Below are 23,612 nucleotides of genomic sequence, written 5' to 3'. Positions count from 1 at the left end.
CTGACACTCCAGCAATAAGCTCTCACGCCGGAGTCGTCTGTCCTTAACAGCTTCAGCATCGGATATGTTCACAAAGCCAGTGTCTGCTGTTAGCTAAGAGTAAACCGCACGCTCCTGGTCGTCTGGCGCCAAAAGCAGACTTACTTCACATCACCATACGTCGGTCAACCGGGCAGCTCACAGCATTATTCAGGAATAGACTCCGGAGTAATCATTCCATTCTTTTGTCAGCCCGCTATCTCTTCCAGCGTGATCGATGCCCCGCCGCAAACAATGACCAGTACATTGTCGGCAGGAGTGAACCTGATTTTGTTGTCATACAGGAGTGACAATGATACTCCGCATGCCGGCTCAGTGAGTACGCGATGATCATCGAGAAAGCGCCGGCAGGCATGCAGTGCTTCCGCATCAGAAACCAGCATACTTCTTACATCCAGTCGGCTGGCCACGTTAAAAGCATTTTCGCACACCTGGCTTGCGGCCAGCGTTGTGGCTATGCCGCTGACCTTATCAAGACGCATCAGCTTATTGGCATTAAGCGAGGCATTAAGCGAGGCCGTACCGTGGGTTTCAACGGCATAAACCGGAATGTGGCCAAGCTGATGTTTTTCTAGTCCCAGCGCTATGCCGGACAGCATGCTTCCGCCGCCGACGGACAGAATAACGGCATCAGGTTTTACACCCTCACTGATGACTTCATCCACGATTGTGCTGATGCCTTCCCACAAAAGCGGGTTATCAAAGGGATGGACATAGATGATGTCCTCTGTCGCCAGTGCCAGGGCGTAATCGTTAGCCTCACTCCATACTTTCCCGTGCACAATGAGGCAGGCACCTTCCTGCTCAATAAGCTGTCTTGCTCTGGCTGACGTGGTTTCCGGCACAACCACAGTTACCGGCAGCCCCAGCCTGCGACCGCTGTGTGCCACCGCAATTCCGGCATTTCCACCCGATGAACTGACAAATGCTGTAGCGCCCTTACTGGCATAATAGCAACAGGCATGCCCCGCGCTGCGGAGCTTAAAAGAGCCGGTGGGCTGGGAAGACTCCATCTTCAGCCAGACATAGCATCCGCTGTGCTGGCTTAAAGGGAGAGAATGTATGAGAGGGGTACGGATACCTATTTCCATTAATCTAAATCCTATGAATTTATCTCACAGCATAGTTGCTGTTCTGCCCGAAGCCTGTCCAGGATGACATCATAAGGTTTATCAGCAGAATGCGGTGGATACACATCTGAATGGTTGTGCTGGTTACAGTTAGACATGCATATTCCACGGATGTGTTCTTACCCGTGATACTCTCACTGACGGGAAGCAAAACGATAATTATAATTAACTCAGGTAAATAACCATAAAAATCATAAATCTGTAATTCTTTAAGCCATTCAGCGATAATTGGTCAATCGTAAAGAGAATGTCGAAAGGAGGCACTGGCGATGACTGTTTCTATAGGTGTGCTTGCAGGTATGGGACCCCGCTCCACAGCCCCCTTCATTGATATGCTGGTGACAGACTGTCACGTCGGGTACGGAGCGAAATATGATATGGATTTTCCTAAAATGCATATCATCTCGTTGCCAACGCCTTTCTGGCCGGGCAAAAAAATTGATGATGATGCGATGATCGCAATCCTGCAACAGGGTATTTCAGAACTCGTCAGGGCAAAAGTGAGTCTGATCGCTGTTCCCTGTAACCTTGCACACTGCTATTTTGCTGAAATGAAAGCGGCGAGCGCTGGTATTCCACTTCTGCATATTGCAGACAGCGCACTTAAGTCACTGCCTGCAGAAGTCACCAGGGTAGCAGTACTGGCTACAGAACCTACGCTGGATGCGGGTTTCTATCAGGCGCGGATAGAAGCTTCTGGCAAAGAGATTATTGATTCATCTCTACTTCGTGAAATGACCACATCGTTGATTGGGCAGGTTAAAACGAAAGGTTTTCATGACCCTGATGCACAGTCAGAGTGGAACAATTTAATGTCTGTAGTGGAAAATCTTAAGGTGGAGGCTCTTCTTATTGCCTGTACAGATCTGAGTCCCCTGATAACTGAAAATACTTTCAGCTTTGTCATCGTGGATACGGGAGCCAGCCTTTCCAGCGCGACCATTAAACACTACAGGAGACTGTCCGGGAAAACTACAGGCGAAACCCATATTACCGGCTAACCTGAGGTCAGCTTCAATGGCCCTGAATAGAACTGCTTTGTGCCAGAAGCATGTGTTGTAAGCACTCAGGTAGGTTAATACATAGTACGCTGGCCTTATGTTAAGACAAACCGTAGCAGTTGTTCATAAGTCGTCAGCAGGATGAAGGGAGGTCAGAACGATCTCCTCGAGTCGTCGGATGTGAAATTACAATAAATTCTACGGAAGACCCTGTGTCGTTTCTGGCTTGATGCTTTGTTCCCGGTGGAATTTCCAGCCCCTGCAGGGCTTTGATATTATGCAATTTACCTTCCAACTCCATCGAAAGAACACCATTGAGAACAAAGAAAAACTGCCTGGAAACGGAGTGAAAGTGTCGCTTTTCATAAGTGCCGGCAGGCATTTTCTCATGAATAACCAGCATGTCCTGACGGTTTACCAGATACCAACCATCGCAATCGTCGCCCCAGAAATAATGCTCTGCATTTTCCTTTGAAATCATCATCCGTCTCCTGTTTACATGCGCCCATCTATAACGACCTTAAGAAAGTTATACCGAGAAATGCTGTCGATTCGCAACAGGTTATGATTTGATTATTTACCTAAAGATCTGAACTGCATCGTTAAACATATCCAGTAGTTATCAATGTATTGGGAAAGCAGAATTTTATCTGGCCATAATGTCCGCTTTTCGCTCATAGCGGACCTTGCCCCACGCAAATGACAGCTAAGTGCCAGGAGCGGACGTTTACAGCCAGCCCAAGGCTATCTCGTGCTCATAGCAAGTTTAGCCGCGAAGCATAAAAATAAGCCGCCTGTTGCTCTATCCATCACCTGGACAACGCGACGTTTCTTCAATACGGTTGACGCAAAATGTGTGGATAAAATGAGTGTGAGTGACCATATAGTTCCAATCGCTACGTGGATGCTGACCAGGATAAAAGTCCATATCAAAGGAGAGTGACCGGCAGGTATGAACTGTGGCAAAAAAGAGACATAGAAAATGCCCATTTTAGGATTGAGCACATTCCCCAGCATTCCTCTGATAAACCAGTTCCCCTGAGAACCGTTGTTGTCATCGCCATCACTGAAAGATGATCGGGGACGTATCAGCAGTTGTAAGCCCAGCCAGCTCAGGTAGACCGCGCCACAAACTTTGAGCACAGTGTAAGCCATCTCTGAAACCGCCAGAAGAGCACCAAGACCTAACGCGACCAGCGCGCCCCATACAAAACAGCCAGCATCAATGCCAAGCGCAGCGTGAAAAGCCTTTTTGCCGCCCTCAGCACAAGCGGTGCGCAGAATAAGTGCCGTATCGAGGCCGGGAGTCAGGGTAAGTAACAGTGCTGCGAGAGAGAATGCGAAGAGGGAATCGTTAACAGTCATTTTCTTTGTCCGAAAGAGCAGATGCTAATCATTTTATTCTCTACAATCAATCCATCAAATATTGCTTTTTAAAGGTCCGCTTTTCGCTCAAAGCGGTCTTTAAAACCAACAACGGCCGCACAGTTAAAGTGCCGCATCTCACCACACGACGCCCAAACCCCCACACTTTGAGACTATTACCCTTGTCTCAGATGGCGCCAGTCACGATCCTGCTCTATTCTCGGGGAAAATGGATTCCTCCAGGCTTTGTCGAGGCACTATGACGTACAAATCCCTGATTGCTGAAGTCCACAATCAGCAACGCACCCTGACCGCGATTGTCGAGCAGGATGCGCGCACCGCCTATTTTTATATCTGGCCGACCGATCTGTTTCGCAGCCAGTACGCGGTACGCGGCTGTTGGTTACGAAACCTGTTGCCGGCACCGGCACAGGAAGATCGCGAAGCGATGGAGCAGGGCATTGCGCCGCTGCTCAGCGCCGAGTATTGCCGAAACCTGGAAGCGGAGCCGGATCTTGATCCGGCGGGCTTACAGGTGCTCTGGGAGCCAAGCGATGATGGTGCGGCCCTGTGGTATTACGGTCAGCTGCTGGCCGTTATTCCAGGCTGGAGCCTGTATCAGGAGAAGCAGGTCAGTTTCTCCGCCGGCTGTATCAAAAAAAACCGGCTGACGGCTCCGCTGGGTTCGGCATCTACTAACGACTATTACGCCCGCGCTGAGCAGCAGCGTCAGTTCTGGCGTGAATGGCACGACGGCAGCGAGTGGGACAAGGTGCAGCGGGATTTAATGGCCTGCTACCAGGCGCGCTTTGGCGAGTCGGTGAAATATTACGCCATCGATCAGGGCAGCTGGCCGCCGATGGCCATTTCGCAGCACTGGCATCAGGGCGTCTGGTACTTCCTGACGCTCGGCATGAGCATCCGGCCGATGCCGCAGGTTGATTATCTGTTTGATGAGCTGGCCCCGCAGTATCGCCGTATCGAACTCGGCATGGCGGTTGACGGCGAAGTGATGACCGAAGGCAATGCGGTGCAGATGGCCAGTGCGCTGGCGGAATTTGTGCATCTGCCGTGGGCGCGCCTGACCTGGCTGGGCGAAGGACATACGCTGGCGTCGGAAGTGGCACCGGTCGGCTTTGACAGCTTTTACTGTCGGGCGAGCTGGCCACGGAGAGCGCGCAGCTGAAGCTGCCGAAGCGCGACGGTGATCGGCCAGCTCTGCTGTGGACCACGCCGGTTACCGAGGCGGAGCGCCAGTTTGCCCAGGCGGATGAGCACGGCGGGCAACAGTTGCGTGAGCGGCTGACGGCTGACGGCAATAACCACATCTTCCGGCCACGTCAGCAGGTGGTGGATTCACCAGAATAACGCGCAACGTCGCCGCTTCTGGCAAACCGGAAGCGGCGACGTTGCCAGGTACTAACACTAAATTCTCAGGCGAATCAGTCATATGTTAAAACTGTGATCCTGCTCATCTCAAGTTCCGCTGGGCCGCGCCGTTAACCCGAATAAGGCAATCGCGCCACACCAGGTCCAGGGGAACAAAGATGTTAAAAACAACACAATCCCGCTTCACCGCAACACTCATCGCTTTCTTTGTTGCGCTCCTCCTGATCACCGTCTGGGTGATCAACCAGTTTGTTGCTCCACAGCTGATCGACAGCGAAAGAAGTCTGGTTCGCTATCAGGTCGATTCACTGGCATCCGACATCGTCGAACAGATGAACCGCGTCCAGGCGCAGCAGCGCGCCATTACCGAAGCCGCGTCTGTGATGGATAGCGCTACCATCGATACCTTGCTGCCGACGCTGGTGAACCAGTATCAGGACAGCAATGTGTTTGGCGGCGGTATCTGGCCTTTGCCCAATCGTCGCGATCCGGCGAAAGAAAAAAACAGCAGCTTCTTTGCCCGTAACGCCAGTAATGAACTGCAGGTCAATACCTACTGGAACTCCGATGCAGCTGACAAATACTGGGAACAATCCTGGTACAAAGATGGCATGGCAGCAGCGAAAGGGCAGTGTGCCTGGGCTAAAGCCTATCAGGATGCAGCCAGCCCGCAGCCGCGTACCAACTGTGCCATGGCGATCTATCGCGACGGCTCCGTCTGGGGCGTTGCGACCATTGACGTGACGCTGGGTTTCTTCAACCAGCTGGCGAAACAGATGGGTGAAACCATTCATGGCAACGTGCTGATCGTTGAGGCCGACGGTAAAGTGGTTGGCAACGGCGCGCTGGTCAATGCCGCGCCGAAACTGGAGAACCTCGCCGATGTACAGTTGCCGATGGCCGCGCCGCTGAAAGCACTGCTGAACGGTGTCGGCAGCCAGCCGCTGGAAACTACCTTTGACAGCAACGACGGTGAACAGACCCTGCTGGTGCAGGCGATTCCCGGCAGCCCGTGGTATCTCGCCAGTAGCCTGCCGACCAGCCTGCTGAAAGCACAATCTCACAATATGCTGACCCGGCTGGGCCTGGTGCAGATCCCGCTGGCGGTGATCCTGCTGCTGGTGCTGCTCGGTTTTGTCCGTGCCATGATGAAACGCCTCAGCGTGCTTAACAGCAATATCGAAGCTCTGTCGACCGGCGGTGCGGATCTGACCCAGCGTCTGCCCGCCAGCAACAGCCCGGAATTTAACGCGGTGGCGCAGAGCTTTAACCAGTTTATCAGTTACCTGCAGGGGCTGATGCAGCAGGTCGGCGACAGCGCGCTGGCGATTACCGCCGCCTCACGTGAAATTGCCAGCGGCAACGCCAACCTTTCGTCGCGTACCGAAGATCAGGCCAGTTCGATTGTTGAAACCGCGGCCTCAATGGAAGAGCTGACCGGTACGGTGCGGCAGAATGCTGACAACGCCACCCATGCTAACCAGCTGGCGGGCGATGCATCACAGGTCGCCGCGCGCGGTACCGAAGTGGTACGTCAGGTGGTGACTACCATGGGCGAGATTCATCACTCTTCGCGTAAAGTGGTCGATATCATCAGCGTGATCGATAGCATCGCCTTCCAGACCAACATCCTGGCGCTTAACGCGGCGGTGGAAGCGGCGCGGGCCGGTGAGCAGGGTCGTGGTTTTGCCGTGGTGGCATCGGAAGTGCGTAACCTGGCACAGCGTTCGGCTAACTCGGCGCGTGAGATTAAAAAGCTGATCGAAGAGTCGGTGTCGAATATCGATGCCGGCAGCGCGCTGGTCGAACAGGCAGGGCAAACCATGGATGAGTTGATGCAGGGCGTCAGCAGTGTGACCACCCTGATGAGTGAAATCATGTCAGCCAGCCGTGAACAGAGTATGGGTATTGAACAGGTTAACGTTGCGATTACCCAGCTTGACGGCACTACCCAGCAGAACGCCGTGCTGGTGGAGCAGGTCTCTGCGGCTGCGCAGGCAATGGAAGTCCAGAGCACCCAGCTTGAGCGTGTGGTGCAGAGCTTTAAATTATAACGCCTCTCCAGGCCAGCCTTGCTGGCCTGATTTACTTTCCGCTTCATTTGTTTATCAAAGACTGACGTTAAAAAAACCGTTTCAGGCCGCCCAGACAGGCAATCTTGTGCCAGAATAGTTGGGAATAATCTCAAGGAAACGCCATGTCTGCTATTGAAGTTATCCTCGTTGACCACCTCGATCGTCCCACCGGCAAAATGGAAAAGCTGGAAGTGCATGAAAAAGGATTGCTGCACCGCGCGGTGACGGTCTACGTCTTCAATTCCCGACAGGAGCTGCTGTTACAGCGGCGCGCCAGTGATAAATATCACTGTGGTGGATTGTGGAGTAATACCTGTTGCGGCCATCCTTATCCCCATGAATCGACCCGGGATGCGGCCGAGCGCCGCCTGCGTGAAGAGATGGGTATGGTGGTCAGCCTGACGCCGATGTTCGAGCTGAGCTACAACCTGCCGCTGAGTAATGGCCTGACCGAGCATGAATATGGTCACGTCTTCTTTGCCGTCAGCGATCGTCTGCCGCAGCTTAATCCGCAGGAAGCGGATGCCTTTGAGTACCGTTCGCTGGCAACCATTGAACAGCAGATGCAGCTGCAGCCGCAGCAATTTACCCCGTGGTTTTTGCACACCTTCCCGCGCATCCCGGCGCATCTTGACGCGTTTCCGGCATAAAAAACGCTTTAAAGGCGCCTGCTTAACAGCCTCTGGTTTCTATTCAAATTGCATATGTAAATAAGGTCACCAGCACACTCCCGGTGACCTTTAACATTTTCGGCTTATCTGTGCGGAGGGTAATCAATTCCGCAATTAGGTGGCCGGCAGCGGTAAATTCGCTGTAACCCCCGTTTCCATCCTGTAATAAAGCCAAAGCGTTTTAGCGCTATCAGGGCGTACTTAGAGCAAGAAGGAGTGTGACGACAGCGGTTTCGGATATTCATCGGTGCATATGTCCGATACAACATGACGAATCGAATACTGAGCCACTTAATCACTTGCAGCTTCTTTTCTGAAGGTAATGACATAATAGTGAGTCAGGGTGGATTTATTTCCGCCAAAGCATACTGGCTGTTCATCTATACCAATGGTGTCAACACGTTGGAACTCCCAGCCTTCAGCAGCCCATTAATTAACCTCTTGCTCCAGGTATGCTGCGGCAATTCCATTCTTGTTGTCTTTTGCCTTGACTGAAATGTTGGGTGGAATCTGAACCATCTGATATGTGTATATTTAAACTCCTTTTTGTTGTGGTAGATTTTGATGGTAAGGCCAAACGTTACAAGACTCAAATAGTTCATAAGTCAGGGAAGTAATAAGACTATTATGCAAAGTTATGTTAACAAGTTACAAATAATAAGCACCAGGAAGATGCGCTTAGAATTAGAGAAGGCTATCGGGAAAATCATTGCAATTTTCATGATGTTTAAGGCTTATTATTGCTTTGTGTAGGTGGTTATCTGGTTCAGTCCAGATAACCCTTTATCTGTCAGAACTCTGGCAAATAACTGAGGGGTTACTCATTGCAGACGACGAAATCGATTCCGCTCGTATTCATCGTTTTTTCAGCCTCTTTATTGAGCTGTTTGAAAATTCCTTTTTCTCTTTAGCTTAATTCTTATTTAATTTTTCTCTGGCTTCCCGGATTAATCCCCGCTAACCAGCACAAAAGCCGGTTTCTGAAATGGCTATTTATCCGCAAGAGCCGGGATGACATGCTGCGGATCGCGTTCTATGGCCCGGAGTAAAGCTTTAGCTGGGCCGGTTGGCTCACGTCGTCCCTGTTCCCAGTTTTTTAGCGTGTCTACATTCACCGAAATCAGCTTAGCGAACCCGCTTTGTGAAAGACCAGTCGCGTTTCTGATTGCTTTGACTTTAACCGCAGTGACCGTGATTTCGCGGGAAGGCTCGCGGGAGCCTTCGACAATCTCATTCATCTGCGTCATGCTTTCTTTCAAACGCTCAAACAGTTTTTTGTCCATTACCAGCCCTCGTTCAACGCCCTTAACAGATTTTTTTCATCCTCGGATAAATCATCCTGGACGCCTTTTTTATAAATCAGCAACAGCCTGATTTGTGATTCAGAGACTTTATAATAATAAATCACCCGAACGCCGCCACGCTTACCTTTGCCTTTGGCCGCCCAGCGAACTTTACGCAGACCGCCCGTATTCTGGATAACATCACCCCAGCCTGGATTGTCAGCCATGAATTCTTGAAACTCGCGATATTCATCATCGCTGAGTAGTTCCTTTACATCTTCCGTGAATACAGGAGTCTCAATAAATAACATGTCTGTACGTCAATGGCGTAGGGTGAAATCATGTTAACATGCAAATAGAGTAAGTCAATGGCGTACGGTGAAGTGCTATGTGGCCGCGTGGGAGGTTTTGACACTGACGATTTATACGTTGATTTGAACTGAGATGAGTTCATTAACTTTCTGTAATGTATTAATAATTCATTGCTCCATATTCTCAGGCAGCGACAAAACGTAAAGCGACAGGAGCAAACGTTCTTAGTAAAGCATCGCGGGCCAGGGAGGGCGTCTTTTGCTTCTTTGCGGAGGACGTTTGCTCCCTGAGCCAGCGCTTAACTTACAAAACGGGTTTTGATTTATCGCGGCAGCTCAAAATCCTCAGCATCAACATCGTAGCCTGACGGTTCCCAGCGGATCACCAGCAACGCCAGCAGACCCGTCAGCGGTGCCAGGAAAATGACCCAGAACACGCCGGTCCCCAGCGCGGCGACCAGCACAGGAAACAGAAACAGCGACAGGGTCGAACTGCCACGCATCAGCGTCTGGTTAAAGCCAACGCCGACGCCGCGCAGTGAGGTCGGATAGCTGAGTGAGGCAAAGGTCATGGTATGCGAACCGGGACCGAAGCCCTGACCAAACAGGAACAGCGCCAGCATACCAATCGCCAGCGCCGCTTCCTGGCCGCCTTCCGGACGACCAATCAGCGCCAGCCCGAGCAGCGCCACGCACTGACAGGCATAACCGGCCACCGACATTTTCCAGGCCCCGAGACGCGGCACCAGCCGCACCGCCAGAATACCGCCGACAAAAGCAAACAGCAGATTCAGCGCCAGCGACACCAGAATGGTAGTCAGCATCGACTGAGCAAAGAAGCTGGTGATAATCACCGGCAGGCCAAACGCCACTGCGTTATAGGCGAAGGAGGAGGCAATGGAGGTGATGGTCGCCAGCAGAGTACGGCGTCGATAGACCCCCTGCAGCAGCGCGCCGTAGTTACGCCAGCTGGCCGGTCGTGCCGGTCTGACGGGCGTGAGGGCCGCATCCTGCGCCACCTGGGCGTTAATGTTCCATGCGCTGCGTAAAATGGAGGCGGCGCCTTGCAGATCGCCCTGATTTGCGGCCCACACCGGCGACTCGCTCATGTAACGGCTGCGAATGGCGATGATGATGATCGCCGGTACCGCACCAAAGCCGAGAATAAGCCGCCACAACCAGTCAGTGTGGCTTTCCGGCAGGACGGCATACAGCAGTAGCACCAGCAGATAAGAGATGCTGATTGCCGCATACCAGGTCGGACACCACATCGCCACGCTGGCTGCCTTATTACCTTTACCGCGCAGCTTTGAAAATTCCGCCAGAAACGCCATCGCCACCGGCAGATCGATGCCAACGCCAAGACCCATCACAAAGCGCGCGCCGCCCAGCACATATTCGTTCGGCGCAAAGGCACAGGCGATCGCCGCTACCACAAAAAAGAACATATCGGCCATAAAGACCCGATAACGGCCAATTTTATCGGTCAGGTAGCCGCCAATCAGCGCGCCAATAATCGCACCGAAGGTGATGGCCGAAGCAACCATGCCGGTGCCGGTCGGGCTGAGATTAAACTCGCGCGCGATGTCTTTGATACCAAACGCCAGCGCGCCGAGATCGTACGCGTCGAGGAACACGCCACCGAGCGCGATGGCAACCACAATTCGCGCATTATTGCGGGCGCTATCGCCGCTGTTGACTAAACGGGAGACATCGGCCGCGCTGCGGATCCACTGCGTTTCGCCGGTCGGCGCACTCCCTGTTGTCGCCACATGGGCGGAAGAGATCAGGTCGGACATGATGTTGTGATTCTTTTATTTTTGAAAACAGGGCACCGAGGATAGCCGTTTAGACGCCCAGACGTAAATTCATTTCAGTTATGATCAATACGTTTTTAATCTCAAATTGTTATCAGTTTGCGATAAAGTCATCTACGGTCCGGCATAGCCAGGCTACGCTTTTAAAGCGGCTAACCAAACCGCTGTGCGTCAGGCTACGGCATTTATCAGGGTGCGCTGCTGCCTGGCCGGAATAGCGTAGCATCTGTCAGGTGCTACCGGCGTGAGTACGATCGATAACAACTGTCTGTCACAACAGGCAATAACACGCGATAAGGAATGAGTCATGGTCAGAATTCGGGGTTGGGTCGGACTGAGCGCCTTGCTGCTCAGTCTGGGTCTCGCACACGCGGCCGATCCGGTGCGGGTCGGGTCGAAAATTGATACTGAAGGATCGCTGCTGGGTAATGTGATTTTGCAGGTGCTGGAGAAGCATGGCGTGAAAACCGTCAATAAAATCCAGCTGGGGACCACGCAGGTGGTGCGCGGGGCTATCACCGCTGGCGAGCTGGATATTTATCCGGAATATACCGGTAACGGTGCCTTTTTCTTCAATGATGAAAAAGACAGTGCCTGGAAAAATGCCCGTCAGGGCTACGAAAAAGTTAAAAAACTGGATGCTGAAAAGAATCATCTGGTGTGGCTGACGCCTGCGCCCGCCAACAACACCTGGACCATTGCGGTGCGTAAAGATCTGGCAGAGAAAAACCAGCTTACCTCACTGGCCGACCTCAGCGCCTGGCTGAAAAAAGGCGGCACGTTCAAACTGGCCGCCTCGGCAGAATTTATTGAGCGCAGCGATGCATTACCGGCGTTTGAAAAGGCTTATGGCTTTGATCTTAATCAGGATCAGTTGCTGTCGCTGGCGGGCGGGGATACCGCGGTGACGATCAGTGCGGCGGCGCAGCAAACCTCAGGCGTCAACGCGGCAATGGCCTACGGCACTGACGGTCCGGTGGCAGCGCTGGGTTTACAGACACTGAGCGATCCAAAAGGCGTACAGCCGATCTATGCGCCAACGCCGGTAATTCGTGAATCCGTGCTGAAAGCCTATCCGCAGATTGATGCGTGGCTGAAGCCGGTATTCAGCGCGCTCGACGAGAAAACGCTGCAACAGCTGAACGCCAGAATCGCGGTCGATGGCCAGGATGCCAGCAGCGTGGCGAAAGAATGGCTGCAACAGCAGAAGCTGCTGTAACCGATGCGGATATCGCGGGAAGCGATACGACGGCCGGGCCAGCAACCCGTTGCGCTGCTGCTGCTGGTGCTGCTCAGCCTGTCACTGGTGGCGCTGCCCTTTCTGACGTTTGCGCCCAACCGGCTGGTCGCAGGCGAGCCCATGATGGGCTGGCAGATCAGTCAGTCGGCGGTGGTGCTGCCACCCCTGGCGGTATTATGGCTGCTGCTGTGGTTTCCGCCGTCGCGCATCAGCTTTAGCCTGGCGCTGTTGTCGGCTGAACTGATGCTGGCGGCGATGATCTGGCTAAGTGGCAATCAGGCGACGCTGCTCAGCCAGCACGGCAGCCGGCTGGCGCGCACCAGCTTTGCCAGCGGCATGTGGTGCAGCGGGGCGCTGCTGCTGCTGCTGATTACCGATACCGTGCGGCAACTGACTCGCCACCGGCTGGCGCAGCTGCTGCTTAACCTGCAGGTGTGGCTGTTGCCGCTGTTGCTGCTGTTCAGCGGCCAGCTTAATGATCTCTCCCTGCTGAAAGAGTATGCCAATCGCCAGACGGTGTTTGACGCCGCGCTGGTGCGTCATCTGACCTTGCTGGCCGGAACCGTCCTGCCCGCACTGCTTATTGCACTGCCGCTGGGTATTCTGCTGTTCCGGCAGCCTCGCTGGCAGAGCGCGGTGTTCGGTGTGCTGAATGTGATCCAGACTGTGCCGTCGGTGGCGCTGTTTGGCCTGCTGATTGCCCCGCTGGCGGGACTGGCACTGCGTTTTCCGTGGCTGGGTGACTGGGGTATCAGTGGCATCGGCATGGCGCCGGCCCTGATCGCGCTGGTGCTGTACGCCTTACTGCCGCTGGTGCGTAGCGTGGTGGTCGGGCTGCAACAGGTCCCGCAGGAGGTGCGTGAAAGCGCGCGCGGCGTCGGCATGAGCGGCTGGCAACAGTTTTTTGCGGTCGATGTGCCGCTGGCACTGCCGGTGTGGCTGGCGGGTCTGCGGGTGGTGGTGGTGCAAACCCTGGGAATGGCGGTGGTCGCGGCGCTGATAGGCGCGGGTGGCTTTGGCGCGATTATTTTTCAGGGCCTGTTGAGCAGTGCGCTGGATCTGGTGCTGCTGGGTGTGATCCCGGTAATTGCGCTGGCGGTCACCGTCGATGCCCTGTTCCGCCTGCTGATCTCACTGCTGGAGAAAAAAGATGATTGAATTTAAGGGAGTTTCGCGTGCCTTCAACGGTAAAGCGGCGGTCAGCGATCTCTCATTGACAGTGGCGGAAGGGGAGTTCTGCGTGCTGCTGGGCACCTCCGGTTCCGGTAAATCGACCACCCTGAAGATGATCAACCGGCTGGTAGAGTTCGACAGCGGCGAGATCCGTTTCGCCGGTGAGTCGATTCGCCAGCTTGATGCCCGCGCCCTGCGGCGGCGGATGGGCTATGCCATTCAGTCGATCGGCCTGTTTCCACACTGGACGGTAGAGAAAAATATCGCCACGGTTCCGGCGCTGCTCGGCTGGTCAAAAAGAGAAGTAACGCAGCGGATAACGGCGTTACTGGCATTGCTGAATCTCGATGCGCAACTGCTGAACCGCTATCCGCATCAGCTGTCTGGTGGACAGCAGCAGCGGGTGGGCGTGGCGCGCGCGCTGGCGGCCGATCCGGAAGTGTTGCTGATGGATGAACCCTTTGGCGCGCTCGATCCGGTGACCCGCGGTGCGCTGCAACAGGAGATGTTACGTATTCACCGACTGTCGGGTCGCACCATCGTACTGGTGACGCATGACATTGATGAAGCGCTGACGCTGGCCGATCGCCTTGTGCTGATGGATAACGGTGAGATCGTCCAGCAGGGTAAACCGGCTGAGCTGCTGACTCAGCCGAAAAATGATTTTGTGCGGGACTTCTTTGGTCGCAGCGAAATGGGCGTGCGGCTGCTGGCGCTGGGGCAGGTCGGTGATGCAGTGCGACGTGGCGAATGGCTGATGGGCGAACCGATCGCCGCCGGGCTGACGCTACGGGAAGCGCTATCGCAGTTTATTACCCGACGCACCGACAAACTGCCGGTGATCGATGAACTGCAACAGCCGCTGGGCGTGCTCTATTTCAACGATCTACTGACGCTGCGCGAGGAGACCGCATGCGCTGGCTGACCGATCCGCTGTTGTGGCTGGTGTTGCTGTATGGCGCGCTGCTGACGCTGATGCCCTATAGCGGGCCGCTGTTCCACCACTGGTTCCCTGAGCTGGCACGGCCGCTTTACCAGCAGGAGACTTTCTGGCAACTGACGCTGGCGCATCTGTTTCTGGTGATTACCGCAAGTCTGCTGGCGACAGTGATCGGCGTCGGGAGTGGGATACTGGTCACCCGGCAAGCCGGTCGGGCGTTCCGGCCGTTAATGGAAACCCTGGTGGCGGCAGGACAGACCATTCCGCCGGTGGCGGTACTGGCGATAGCGGTGCCGGTGATGGGGTTTGGTGCCTGGCCCGCGGTGGTGGCGCTGCTGCTCTATGGCTTGCTGCCGATCTTACAAGGCACGCTGGCGGGCATCGACAGCGTCCCTGCCAGCAGCCGGGAGATTGCCGAGGGCGTCGGGATGAGCGCCTGGCAGCGTTTATGGCAGATTGAGCTGGCGCTGGCTGCGCCGGTGATTATCGCTGGCATCCGCACCTCGGTGATCATCAACATTGGCACAGCCGCTATCGCCTCAACGGTCGGGGCAAAAAGCCTGGGCTCACCGGTGATCATCGGTTTAAGCGGGTTTAATACCGCGTATGTGATTCAGGGGGCGTTACTGGTGGCGCTGCTGGCGATTGTCAGCGATCGCCTGTTCGAGCGCCTGCAGCGGTGGTTTAGCGTGAGTGAACAATGAGAGAGTAACCGACCAGCATCAGACCGCTGGTACCGCCGGCCGCCATAATGAAAAACAGCGTAGCGAAGAATGTTTTTTTCCAGTTCATGGGAAAACCTGAGCGCGTTGTAATGAGGCGGGAATGATAGCGCGCGCAAGGCAGCAGGCAAAGTGCCCAGCGTGCGTTTTTGTCATCAGGGCGTTTCGTGCAACCGCACGGCGTAACCCTGTTCCTGCCAGTGTGACAGCTGATCCTGCTGACGGCGGGTCAGTTTTTTACCGGTAAACACAAACATATTCATGCCGGGAAACAGCTCCGGGCGCGGAACGTCGAGCGGTTCAGCCAGCACATCGATCCGCCAGCCGTGCTGAGACAGGCGCCAGCCTTCCAGCCAGATGCGGGTGCGGTCGTCAATGCCCCAGCCGATAATCAGGGCATCTTTGCCCGCTTTTTTGCGGCTGGCGGTGAGGCAGAACGCCACATAGTCAATCAGCAAGCCATCCAGCAGACTGCACATGGTACGGGCGGTATTTTGATCAAGGCTGAGCTTCTGACGCACCGGCATAAAAACGTGATCAATCAGTGCATCTATTGGGTGTTCGCGACCAATTGCCGCAATCTTATTACGCAGTTTGGCGGGTCTGACATGACGTAATACGCCAATGAGCTCATCCTGCAGCGTGGTCCAGCCATCATGCGCATCGACATCACCGCCTTCCAGCAGCGCTTTAACTTTGCCTACCGGCACGCCGCTTTCGATCCAGCGCATGATCTCTTCAATGCGCTGAACATCTTCTTCATCAAATTGACGATGCCCACCTTCGGTGCGTTGCGGCTTCAGTAAGCCATAACGTCTTTGCCAGGCACGCAAGGTCACTGGGTTTATGCCACAGCGCTCGGCAACGTCGCCGATACTGTATAGGGTCATAAATTCCTCTTTAGACTGATCTGAGTGGAATTACCATAACGAAGCAAACTAAGTTGTACAATACATTTTTGAATGTACAACTTGACCGCTGCGTCATTTCTCAGCTATATCTCATATAAGAGAATCTATTCCCAATTATGAGAAGATGCTATGCCGGACCTGAACACCGAACAACGGCTGGCTGCGAGACTGGCGGAATTACGCTTGCAACGTGGCTGGTCGCTGGATGAACTTTCAATCGCAACGGGTATCAGCCGCGCCTCATTATCACGAATTGAGCGCAGCGAGACCAGTCCCACCGCCGCACTGCTCAATCGCCTGTGCGTGGCCTACGGATTAACGATGTCGCGCCTGCTGAGTGAAGTGGAGGAGGATGCGAAGCTGCTGATCCCGTATGACCAGCAGCCCATATGGAGTGATGAAGCCAGTGGATTTCACCGGCGAAATGTGTCACCGCCTGTTACTCATTTTAGATGCGAATTGGTAGAGGGCAAGTTACGGCCCGGTGCGCGTATCGATTATGACGCTCCACCGATTCAGGGTATGGAGCAGCATATCTGGTTACGTGAAGGCGGGCTGACCATCAGCATGGCAGCACAGCAGTGGAGCTTACGTCCCGGTGACTGCTTACGCTTTCATCTGACCGGGAGATCGGCCTTTGAAGCGCACCTGACTGAGGGCGCGCGCTATTTACTGGTGGTGGCAAAACCATGATCGATTACCAGATGCTCAGTGCAACTCAGGCGCAGCAGCGCTTATCCGAACTCTGTGACGTGCTTCAGGGCTGCGTAGCGGAAGGGGCCAGCGTCGGATTTATTGATGCCGCCGACCAGCAGGCGATTCTGCGATTCTGGCAGGATCGGATCTGCAACCTGGCAGGCGGCAATGACGAACTGTGGGTGGCCAGTCAGTATGGCGCGCTCGTGGCGACGGTGATGATTAACGGCAGTGCGATGCCCAACGGCCGTCATCGGGCGGAGATCAGCAAACTGCTGGTACATCCGCGGGCACGCCGCCAGGGCATCGCCCGTCAGCTGATGCAGCAGGCGGAACGGCGGGCGCGGCAGCTGGGCAAAACGCTGCTGGTGCTGGATACGCGCAGCGGTGATGTCGCCAGCGATCTCTATCGTTCGCTCGACTGGCAGGTCGCCGGCTCGATACCGTTTTATGCCGAATCCACCACCGGCGAGCTGGATGCGACAACCTACATGTTTAAAGTGCTGGGCTGATCCGGCACCGGATGCAATAAAAGACGGGATTCGGAACCGCAGACGAAAAAATCTGCCTGAAAGCTGACGTCGTCAGCGTACTGTGTAAAAATACAGGCAATTTTTTCGGTGTGGTAACAGAAGCAATGGCCCTGACAGCAGCAGTAAAAAGCCAGATAGCGCAGTGGTATAAAGCGCTGCAGCAGCAGGTGCCCGATTTCATTCCGCGCGCCGCCCAGCGGCAGATGATTGCCGAAGTGGCAAAATGTCTGGCGGGCGATGATGCCCGTCATCTGGCGGTGGAAGCGCCAACCGGCGTGGGAAAAACCCTCTCTTATCTGATCCCTGGCATTGCGGCCAGCCGCGCTCAGGAAAAACGGCTGGTGATCAGTACCGCTAACGTCGCGCTGCAGGATCAAATCTTCACTAAAGATCTGCCGCTGCTGAAAAAAATTATTCCCGACCTCACGTTTACCGCCGCCTTTGGTCGCGGCCGCTATGTCTGTCCGCGCAACCTGGCGGCGCTGGCGGCAGATGACGAACAGCAGGGCGATTTGCTGCTCTACCTGGATGATGACGCCATCAGCAGCACCAAAGAAGAGCAGACGCAGTGCGGCCGGTTGCAGAAAGCGCTGGACCGCTATCAGTGGGACGGCCTGCGCGATCACAGCGAAGAAAACGTCAGCGATAGTCTGTGGCAGCGGCTCTCAACCGACAAAGCCAGCTGCCTCGGTGCCCACTGTCGCTGGTATCGTGAATGCCCGTTTTTTGTGGCACGCCGCGAGATTGAGCAGGTCGATGTGGTGGTGGCCAACCATGCGCTGGTGATGGCAGCGATGGAAAACGAATCGGTGCTGCCGCCGGCGAAGAATCTGATGCTGGTGCTGGATGAAGGTCATCATCTGCCGGAAGTAGCGCGTGATGCACTGGAAATGAGCGCCGATATCACGCCAGGCTGGAGCAGCCTGCAGCTGGATCTGTTCATCAAGCTGGTGGACAGCATCATGACGCAGATGCGGCCAAAATCCCCGCCGCCGCTGGCAAACCCGGAGCGGCTGACAGCGCACTGCGACGAATTGCGCGAACTGTTGACCATTACCAGCCAGGCGCTCAATCCGCTGTTGCCGCCGCACAACCAGCCGGGCGAATTCCGCTTCGTACTGGGCGCGTTGCCGCAGGAGTTGCTGGATCTGTGCGCCCGGCTGTTCAAACTCAGCGATGCGCTGCGTGGCCTGAGCGAAGGCCTGATCAATGCTCTGAGCGAACAGACCGGCAAGGTCGATGTGGTGCGGCTGCACCGTAATCTGCTGCAGCTGAACCGTCAGTTCGGCTGGTTTGAATCGGTCAGTAAGCTGTGGCGACTGGCGGCGATGGAGAAAGCCTCTGGCGCGCCGGTGTCGAAATGGATTACCCGCGAACTGCGCGAAGGTCAGGCGCACCTGCTGTTCCATTGCGCCGGGATTCGCGTCAGCGATCAGCTGGAGAAAATGCTGTGGCGTAAAATTCCGCATGTGGTGGTCACCTCCGCCACGCTGCGTTCGCTCAACAGTTTTAACCGCCTGCAGGAGATGTCGGGGCTGAATGAAAAAGCGGGCGACCGTTTTGTGGCGCTCGACTCGCCGTTCAACCATGTTGAGCAAGGCAAGCTGGTAATCCCGCAAATGCGCTACGAACCGCTGATGACTCACGAAGCGGAACACATCGCTGAGATGGCGGGTTTCTTCCGCCAGCAGATGAATCTGAAGCAGCATAAAGGGGTACTGGTGCTGTTCGCCAGTAACCGGGCGATGCAGCAGTTTGTCGCCTGCCTGCCCGATTTGCGCCTGTCGATGCTGGTGCAGGGCGATCAGCCGCGCAGCCGACTGGTCGATCTGCATCGTCAGCGGGTGAGCAAAGGCGAGACCAGTATTCTGATTGGCCTGCAATCGTTCGCGGAAGGGCTCGATTTAAAAGGCGATCTGCTCAGTCAGGTGCATATTCATAAAATTGCTTTTCCGCCGGTAGACAGTCCGGTAATTTTAACCGAAGGCGAATGGCTGAAGAGCCTGAAGCGTTATCCGTTTGAGGTGCAGAGTTTACCCAGTGCCTCGTTTACTCTGATTCAACAGGTTGGACGCCTGATTCGCAGCCATCAATGTTATGGCGAAATTGTTATTTATGACCGCCGTCTGCTGAGCAAAGCCTACGGCAGCCGACTGCTGGCGGCATTGCCGATTTTCCCGATTGAGCAGCCCGAACCGCCAGAGCCGGCAGCGATACCGGCCGCACCGGCCGCCACGCGCACCGTGCGTAAACGACGTCCGACGCGGCGCTAAACCGCCGCACACTTAACCGGAAGCGAGTAATGGAACTGAATAAAATTATCAAAGAGATCGGCCGCGGTAAAAATCATGCCCGCGACATCGATTTCGACACCGCCGTGGCACTTTACAGTGCGATGCTGGCGGGCGAAGTGCCGGATCTGGAGCTGGGGGGCATTCTGATTGCGCTGCGTATCAAGGGCGAAGGCAAAGCGGAGATGCGCGGTTTTTATCAGGCGATGCAGGCGCAGATGATGAAGCTGAACGCCCCGGCTAACCGGCCGATGCCAGTGGTGATCCCGAGCTATAACGGCGCACGGCGACAGGGCAACCTGACGCCGTTACTGGCGCTGCTGCTGGTGAAGCTCGGTTTCCCGGTGCTGGTGCATGGCGTCAGTGATGACGCGACGCGCATCACCAGTGAAGTGGTGTTCGCTGCGCTGGGGGTAATGCCGGTCACCACTGCTGAACAGGCGCAGGCAAAGCTCGATGCGGGTGAACTGGCGTTTATGACCGTGGATTATCTCTGCCCGCCGATGGCGAAACAGCTGTCGCTGCGCTGGCGGATGGGCGTGCGTAACAGTGCGCATACGCTGGCAAAACTGGCCACGCCGTTTGGCGAACGCGACGCGCTGCGGCTGTCGAGCGTGTCGCATCCGGAATATGTGCCGCGGGTGGCGAAGTTCTTCAGCGATATTGATGCGCCTGCGCTGCTGCTGAATGGCACCGAGGGAGAGGTTTATGCCAATCCGCAGCGTTGCCCGGCGATCAGTGTGATCCGCGGCGCGGGATCGGAAGCGGAAGTGTGGGTAGAGCGCCAGCCCGAGGTCCAGGTTGAGTTGCCAGCGGGTAAATCAGCAACGGTGACCGCCGCCTGGATTGAGCAGGTGATTAACCAGCAGCGCCCGGTACCGCAGGCACTGCGGCTGCAGCTGGCCTGCTGCCTGCGCGCCAGTGGGGAATGTGACTCGCTGGAGGCGGCCGACCAGCGGCTGCGCGCCACCGGTTACTGATTCAGGCGATCGGCAGCACCTGTTCCACCAGATCCTGCCAGAAGCGAATGCCGATCGGCAGTAACGCGTCATTAAAGTCGTAGCGGGCATTATGCAGCGGTGCTGACGGGGTTTCACCGTCGGCACCGAGCCAGAAGTAAGCGCCCGGACAGGCTTCCATCATGCAGGCAAAATCCTCAGAGGCCATTGAGGGATTGATCTGCCAGTGAACATGCTCTTCTCCCAGCGTCGCCAGCGCCACCGCGCGCACCTGCTCTGCCGGACCGGCATGGTTGGCGGTCACCGGATAGCCGGGTAACCAGCGGGTCTCGCCGCTCACCCCAAACGGGCGGGGCAGGGTAGCCACAAATTCATCGATCAGCGTCCGGACTTTGTCGCGTACCGCCGGTTGCAGGCAGCGTACCGTCCCGCGTAATACAATCTGTTCCGGGATGACGTTAATCGCCTCACCGCCGTGGATCTGCGTCACGCTGACCACCGCCGAGGAGAGCGGTGACAGCCGGCGCGACGGAATAGTTTGCAGCGCCAGGATCAGCTCAGCCGCCACCACCATCGGATCGGCACCGCTTTCCGGCATCGCGGCGTGGCAACTCTTGCCGTGCAGCGTAATTTCAAACGAATCCAGTGAGGCCATCATCGCCCCGGGATTCACCGCCAGTGACCCGAGCGGCAGGCCCGGCCAGTTATGCATGGCGTAAACCGCATCCATCGGGAAGCGCTGGAACAGTCCCTGTTCCACCATTTTGCGCGCACCGCCCAGATTTTCCTCGGCGGGCTGAAAAATAAAGTGCACCGTGCCGCTGAACTGCCGGGTCGCCGCCAGCTGTCGGGCAGCGGCCAGCAGAATGGCACTGTGACCGTCGTGGCCGCAGGCGTGCATCACGCCTGGCGTCGCGGATCGCCATTCGACCTCACCTTTTTCGGTGATCGGCAGGGCATCCATGTCGGCACGCAGCCCGATAACCGGACCGGGACCATTTACCAGCGTGCCCACTACTGCTGTTCCTGCCAGACCGCGAAATACCTGTAATCCGGCCAGCTCAAGTTCGCGTGCAATAAGATCGCTGGTGTGATGTTCCTGGTAACCTAATTCAGGCTGGCGATGGAGCTGTCGGCGCCAGTGCAGCGCATCTTCAAGCAGGGCGGGGGAAAGGGTCATGCAGAATCGCGCTCCATACAGAATGAGAAGATTTCACTTTAGTGGTCGGGGAGCACGGCGTCTATTGCCGTAACGGCGAAATCTGGCTATAGGCTAAACCAAAATGGAATAACTAATAAGTAACGATGACCGCTGAAGTGGGATGAGGCGTATAAAACCGGGGCCAGCGCGGCGCTGACCCCGACGTTTGATTACTTTTGCAGCATCGGAAGATGGAGTCCGTGTTGCTCTGCACAGGCCTGCGCCTGTGGGTAGCCCGCATCGGCGTGGCGCATTACGCCGGTCGCCGGATCGTTCCACAGTACGCGCCCCAGACGTGCATCCGCCTCTTTAGTGCCGTCGCAGACAATCACCACGCCGGCGTGCTGGGAGAAGCCCATGCCGACGCCGCCACCGTGATGCAGGCTGACCCAGGTCGCGCCACCCGCAGTGTTAAGCAGCGCATTGAGTAACGGCCAGTCTGACACCGCGTCAGAGCCATCTTTCATCGCTTCGGTTTCACGGTTCGGTGAGGCGACCGAGCCGCAGTCGAGGTGGTCGCGGCCAATCACTACCGGCGCTTTCAGCTCGCCATTGCGCACCATTTCGTTGAAGGCCAGTCCAGCAAGGTGGCGTTCGCCCAGGCCGAGCCAGCAGATGCGGGCCGGCAGTCCCTGGAAGGCGATGCGCTCCTGCGCCATATCCAGCCAGCGATGCAGGGTTTTGTGCTGCGGAAACAGCGCTTTAAGTTTAGCATCGGTTTTGTAGATATCTTCCGGATCGCCTGACAGTGCCACCCAACGGAACGGGCCTTTGCCTTCACAAAACAGCGGACGGATATAGGCCGGGACAAAGCCAGGAAAATCGAACGCGTTGGTGACCCCTTCATCCAGCGCCACCTGACGGATGTTGTTGCCGTAGTCGACAGTCGGAATGCCCATATGACAGAAGTCGAGCATCGCCTGCACGTGTACCGCCATTGAGGCGCGTGCCGCTTTCTCTACCGCTTTCGGCTGCGAGACTTTCTCCTGCTGCCAGCGCGCCAGATCCCAGCCAATCGGCAGATAGCCATTAATTGGGTCGTGGGCCGAGGTCTGATCGGTCACGATATCCGGCTTCGGTCCGCCCGCCCGGGCGCGTTTCACCAGCTCCGGCAGGATCTCGGCCGCATTGCCCAGCAGCCCGACCGAAATCGCTTTTTTCGCCGCGGTCGCCTTATTAATCAGCGCCAGTGCCTCATCCAGCGAGGTCGCTTTGTGATCGACGTAGCGGGTACGCAGACGGAAATCGATGCGCGACTCCTGGCACTCGATGGCCAGTACGCAGGCGCCCGCCAGCACGCCCGCCAGCGGTTGTGCGCCGCCCATACCACCGAGACCGGCAGTCAGGATCCAGCGCCCGCTCAGATCGTTGTTGTAGTGCTGGCGTCCCGCTTCGACGAAAGTTTCGTAGGTACCCTGCACGATGCCCTGCGCGCCGATATAGATCCAGGAACCGGCGGTCATCTGGCCGTACATCATCAGGCCCGCTTTATCCAGCTCATGGAAGTGATCCCAGTTAGCCCAGTGCGGCACCAGGTTGGAGTTAGCCAGCAGCACGCGTGGCGCATCGGCATGGGTACGGAATACCCCGACCGGCTTGCCGCTCTGGATCAGGAGCGTCTCATCCGGCTGTAACGCCTTTAACGAGCGCAGGATCTGCTCGAAGCACGCCCAGTTACGCGCCGCTTTGCCGATACCGCCGTACACCACCAGGTCCTCCGGGCGCTCGGCAACGTCAGGATCGAGGTTGTTCTGGATCATCCGGTAAGCCGCTTCAATCAGCCAGTTAGCGCAGTGCAGCGTGGTGCCATGCGGGGCACGAATTTCGCGGGCCACGGCCTGAGACAGGGTTTCGCTCATTACAGA

Annotated in this window: 21 protein-coding genes and 2 pseudogenes; 12 read left to right on the top strand and 11 right to left on the bottom strand. The window is 56.0% G+C overall.

What is annotated here, in order from left to right; all coding sequences use genetic code 11:
• Positions 1-227: 227 nt before the first annotated feature.
• Positions 228-1,130, bottom strand: a complete 903-nt coding sequence (locus HA41_RS02210; RefSeq protein ID WP_094119392.1) for a pyridoxal-phosphate dependent enzyme — start codon at positions 1,128-1,130, stop codon at positions 228-230.
• Between the two features lie 308 nt (positions 1,131-1,438).
• Here HA41_RS02210 and HA41_RS02205 point away from each other — a divergent pair, with 308 nt between their 5' ends.
• Positions 1,439-2,170: an aspartate/glutamate racemase family protein gene (locus HA41_RS02205; RefSeq protein WP_094119391.1), complete on the top strand. Its 732-nt coding sequence runs from the start codon at positions 1,439-1,441 to the stop codon at positions 2,168-2,170.
• Between the two features lie 133 nt (positions 2,171-2,303).
• Here the strand turns inward: HA41_RS02205 and HA41_RS02200 are convergent, their stop codons facing one another.
• Positions 2,304-2,651 (bottom strand): cupin domain-containing protein, encoded by a 348-nt coding sequence (locus HA41_RS02200; protein WP_094119450.1) that lies wholly within the window; start codon positions 2,649-2,651, stop codon positions 2,304-2,306.
• Positions 2,652-2,914: 263 nt separating this feature from the next.
• Positions 2,915-3,535 (bottom strand): LysE family translocator, encoded by a 621-nt coding sequence (locus HA41_RS02195; RefSeq protein ID WP_094119390.1) that lies wholly within the window; start codon positions 3,533-3,535, stop codon positions 2,915-2,917.
• A 259-nt stretch (positions 3,536-3,794) separates the two neighbouring features.
• Here HA41_RS02195 and HA41_RS02190 point away from each other — a divergent pair.
• The 3 genes and pseudogenes from HA41_RS02190 (at position 3,795) to idi (ending at position 7,649) form a co-directional block, all read left to right on the top strand.
• Positions 3,795-4,903, top strand: a pseudogene (locus HA41_RS02190) (suppressor of fused domain protein).
• Positions 4,904-5,082: 179 nt separating this feature from the next.
• Complete coding sequence (locus tag HA41_RS02185) at positions 5,083-6,978, top strand: methyl-accepting chemotaxis protein (protein ID WP_094119389.1); 1,896 nt, start codon at positions 5,083-5,085, stop codon at positions 6,976-6,978.
• Between the two features lie 143 nt (positions 6,979-7,121).
• On the top strand, positions 7,122-7,649 hold the full coding sequence (gene idi / locus HA41_RS02180) for an isopentenyl-diphosphate Delta-isomerase (RefSeq protein ID WP_094119388.1): 528 nt from the start codon (positions 7,122-7,124) through the stop codon (positions 7,647-7,649).
• Between the two features lie 104 nt (positions 7,650-7,753).
• Here idi and yidD read toward each other — a convergent pair whose 3' ends face one another.
• From yidD to HA41_RS02155, 5 genes and pseudogenes are all read right to left on the bottom strand, one after another.
• Entirely contained in the window at positions 7,754-7,999 is a 246-nt protein-coding gene (yidD, locus tag HA41_RS21640; RefSeq protein ID WP_208612734.1) for a membrane protein insertion efficiency factor YidD, read from the bottom strand.
• Positions 7,962-8,189: pseudogene (locus tag HA41_RS21275) on the bottom strand (DUF4177 domain-containing protein). The gene yidD and the pseudogene HA41_RS21275 overlap by 38 nt, the downstream one beginning before the upstream one ends.
• 470 nt (positions 8,190-8,659) lie before the next feature.
• Positions 8,660-8,953: a NadS family protein gene (nadS, locus tag HA41_RS02165; RefSeq protein WP_094119387.1), complete on the bottom strand. Its 294-nt coding sequence runs from the start codon at positions 8,951-8,953 to the stop codon at positions 8,660-8,662.
• The gene (locus HA41_RS02160; protein WP_094119386.1) at positions 8,953-9,264 is read right to left on the bottom strand and encodes a type II toxin-antitoxin system RelE/ParE family toxin; all 312 of its coding nucleotides are present in this window, start codon (positions 9,262-9,264) and stop codon (positions 8,953-8,955) included. The genes nadS and HA41_RS02160 overlap by 1 nt, the downstream gene beginning before the upstream one ends.
• Before the next feature lie 323 nt (positions 9,265-9,587).
• Positions 9,588-11,063, bottom strand: a complete 1,476-nt coding sequence (locus HA41_RS02155; protein WP_094119385.1) for an MFS transporter — start codon at positions 11,061-11,063, stop codon at positions 9,588-9,590.
• A gap of 325 nt (positions 11,064-11,388) precedes the next feature.
• On the opposite strand from HA41_RS02155, the gene osmF reads away from it, so the two are divergent.
• The 4 genes from osmF to HA41_RS02135 are packed head-to-tail and all read left to right on the top strand — an operon-like array spanning position 11,389 to position 15,138.
• Positions 11,389-12,300, top strand: coding sequence for a glycine betaine ABC transporter substrate-binding protein OsmF (osmF, locus tag HA41_RS02150; protein WP_094119384.1), 912 nt, complete (start codon positions 11,389-11,391; stop codon positions 12,298-12,300).
• 3 nt (positions 12,301-12,303) lie between these two features.
• Positions 12,304-13,479: an ABC transporter permease gene (locus tag HA41_RS02145; RefSeq protein WP_094119383.1), complete on the top strand. Its 1,176-nt coding sequence runs from the start codon at positions 12,304-12,306 to the stop codon at positions 13,477-13,479.
• The gene (locus HA41_RS02140) at positions 13,472-14,419 is read left to right on the top strand and encodes an ABC transporter ATP-binding protein (RefSeq protein WP_094119382.1); all 948 of its coding nucleotides are present in this window, start codon (positions 13,472-13,474) and stop codon (positions 14,417-14,419) included. The genes HA41_RS02145 and HA41_RS02140 overlap by 8 nt, the downstream gene beginning before the upstream one ends.
• On the top strand, positions 14,407-15,138 hold the full coding sequence (locus HA41_RS02135; protein WP_094119381.1) for an ABC transporter permease: 732 nt from the start codon (positions 14,407-14,409) through the stop codon (positions 15,136-15,138). Before HA41_RS02140 ends, HA41_RS02135 begins: the two co-directional genes overlap by 13 nt.
• Positions 15,139-15,311: 173 nt before the next feature.
• Here HA41_RS02135 and HA41_RS02130 read toward each other — a convergent pair whose 3' ends face one another.
• Positions 15,312-16,046 carry a MerR family transcriptional regulator gene (locus HA41_RS02130; protein ID WP_094119380.1) on the bottom strand — a complete coding sequence of 245 codons (735 nt, stop codon included), beginning with the start codon at positions 16,044-16,046 and terminating at the stop codon, positions 15,312-15,314.
• 150 nt (positions 16,047-16,196) lie between these two features.
• Here HA41_RS02130 and HA41_RS02125 point away from each other — a divergent pair, with 150 nt between their 5' ends.
• The 4 genes from HA41_RS02125 (at position 16,197) to ybiB (ending at position 20,567) form a co-directional block, all read left to right on the top strand.
• Positions 16,197-16,760, top strand: coding sequence for an XRE family transcriptional regulator (locus tag HA41_RS02125; RefSeq protein ID WP_094119379.1), 564 nt, complete (start codon positions 16,197-16,199; stop codon positions 16,758-16,760).
• Positions 16,757-17,275, top strand: coding sequence for a GNAT family N-acetyltransferase (locus tag HA41_RS02120; protein WP_094119378.1), 519 nt, complete (start codon positions 16,757-16,759; stop codon positions 17,273-17,275). Before HA41_RS02125 ends, HA41_RS02120 begins: the two co-directional genes overlap by 4 nt.
• A gap of 125 nt (positions 17,276-17,400) precedes the next feature.
• Positions 17,401-19,569, top strand: coding sequence for an ATP-dependent DNA helicase DinG (gene dinG, locus HA41_RS02115; RefSeq protein ID WP_094119377.1), 2,169 nt, complete (start codon positions 17,401-17,403; stop codon positions 19,567-19,569).
• A 29-nt stretch (positions 19,570-19,598) separates the two neighbouring features.
• Entirely contained in the window at positions 19,599-20,567 is a 969-nt protein-coding gene (gene ybiB / locus HA41_RS02110) for a DNA-binding protein YbiB (RefSeq protein ID WP_094119376.1), read from the top strand.
• A gap of 1 nt (position 20,568) precedes the next feature.
• On the opposite strand, the gene HA41_RS02105 is transcribed toward ybiB, so the two are convergent.
• Both HA41_RS02105 and hutU read right to left on the bottom strand, forming a co-directional pair.
• The gene (locus HA41_RS02105; RefSeq protein WP_094119375.1) at positions 20,569-21,726 is read right to left on the bottom strand and encodes a M20 aminoacylase family protein; all 1,158 of its coding nucleotides are present in this window, start codon (positions 21,724-21,726) and stop codon (positions 20,569-20,571) included.
• Positions 21,727-21,917: 191 nt separating this feature from the next.
• On the bottom strand, positions 21,918-23,606 hold the full coding sequence (gene hutU / locus HA41_RS02100; RefSeq protein ID WP_094119374.1) for a urocanate hydratase: 1,689 nt from the start codon (positions 23,604-23,606) through the stop codon (positions 21,918-21,920).
• Positions 23,607-23,612: the final 6 nt, after the last annotated feature.

Origin of the sequence: Pantoea conspicua, from assembly GCF_002095315.1 — a bacterium.
Taxonomy (GTDB): domain Bacteria; phylum Pseudomonadota; class Gammaproteobacteria; order Enterobacterales; family Enterobacteriaceae; genus Pantoea; species Pantoea conspicua.
The sequence above is the reverse complement of the archived record's forward strand: the minus strand, read 5'-3'. Positions and strand labels throughout refer to the sequence as shown.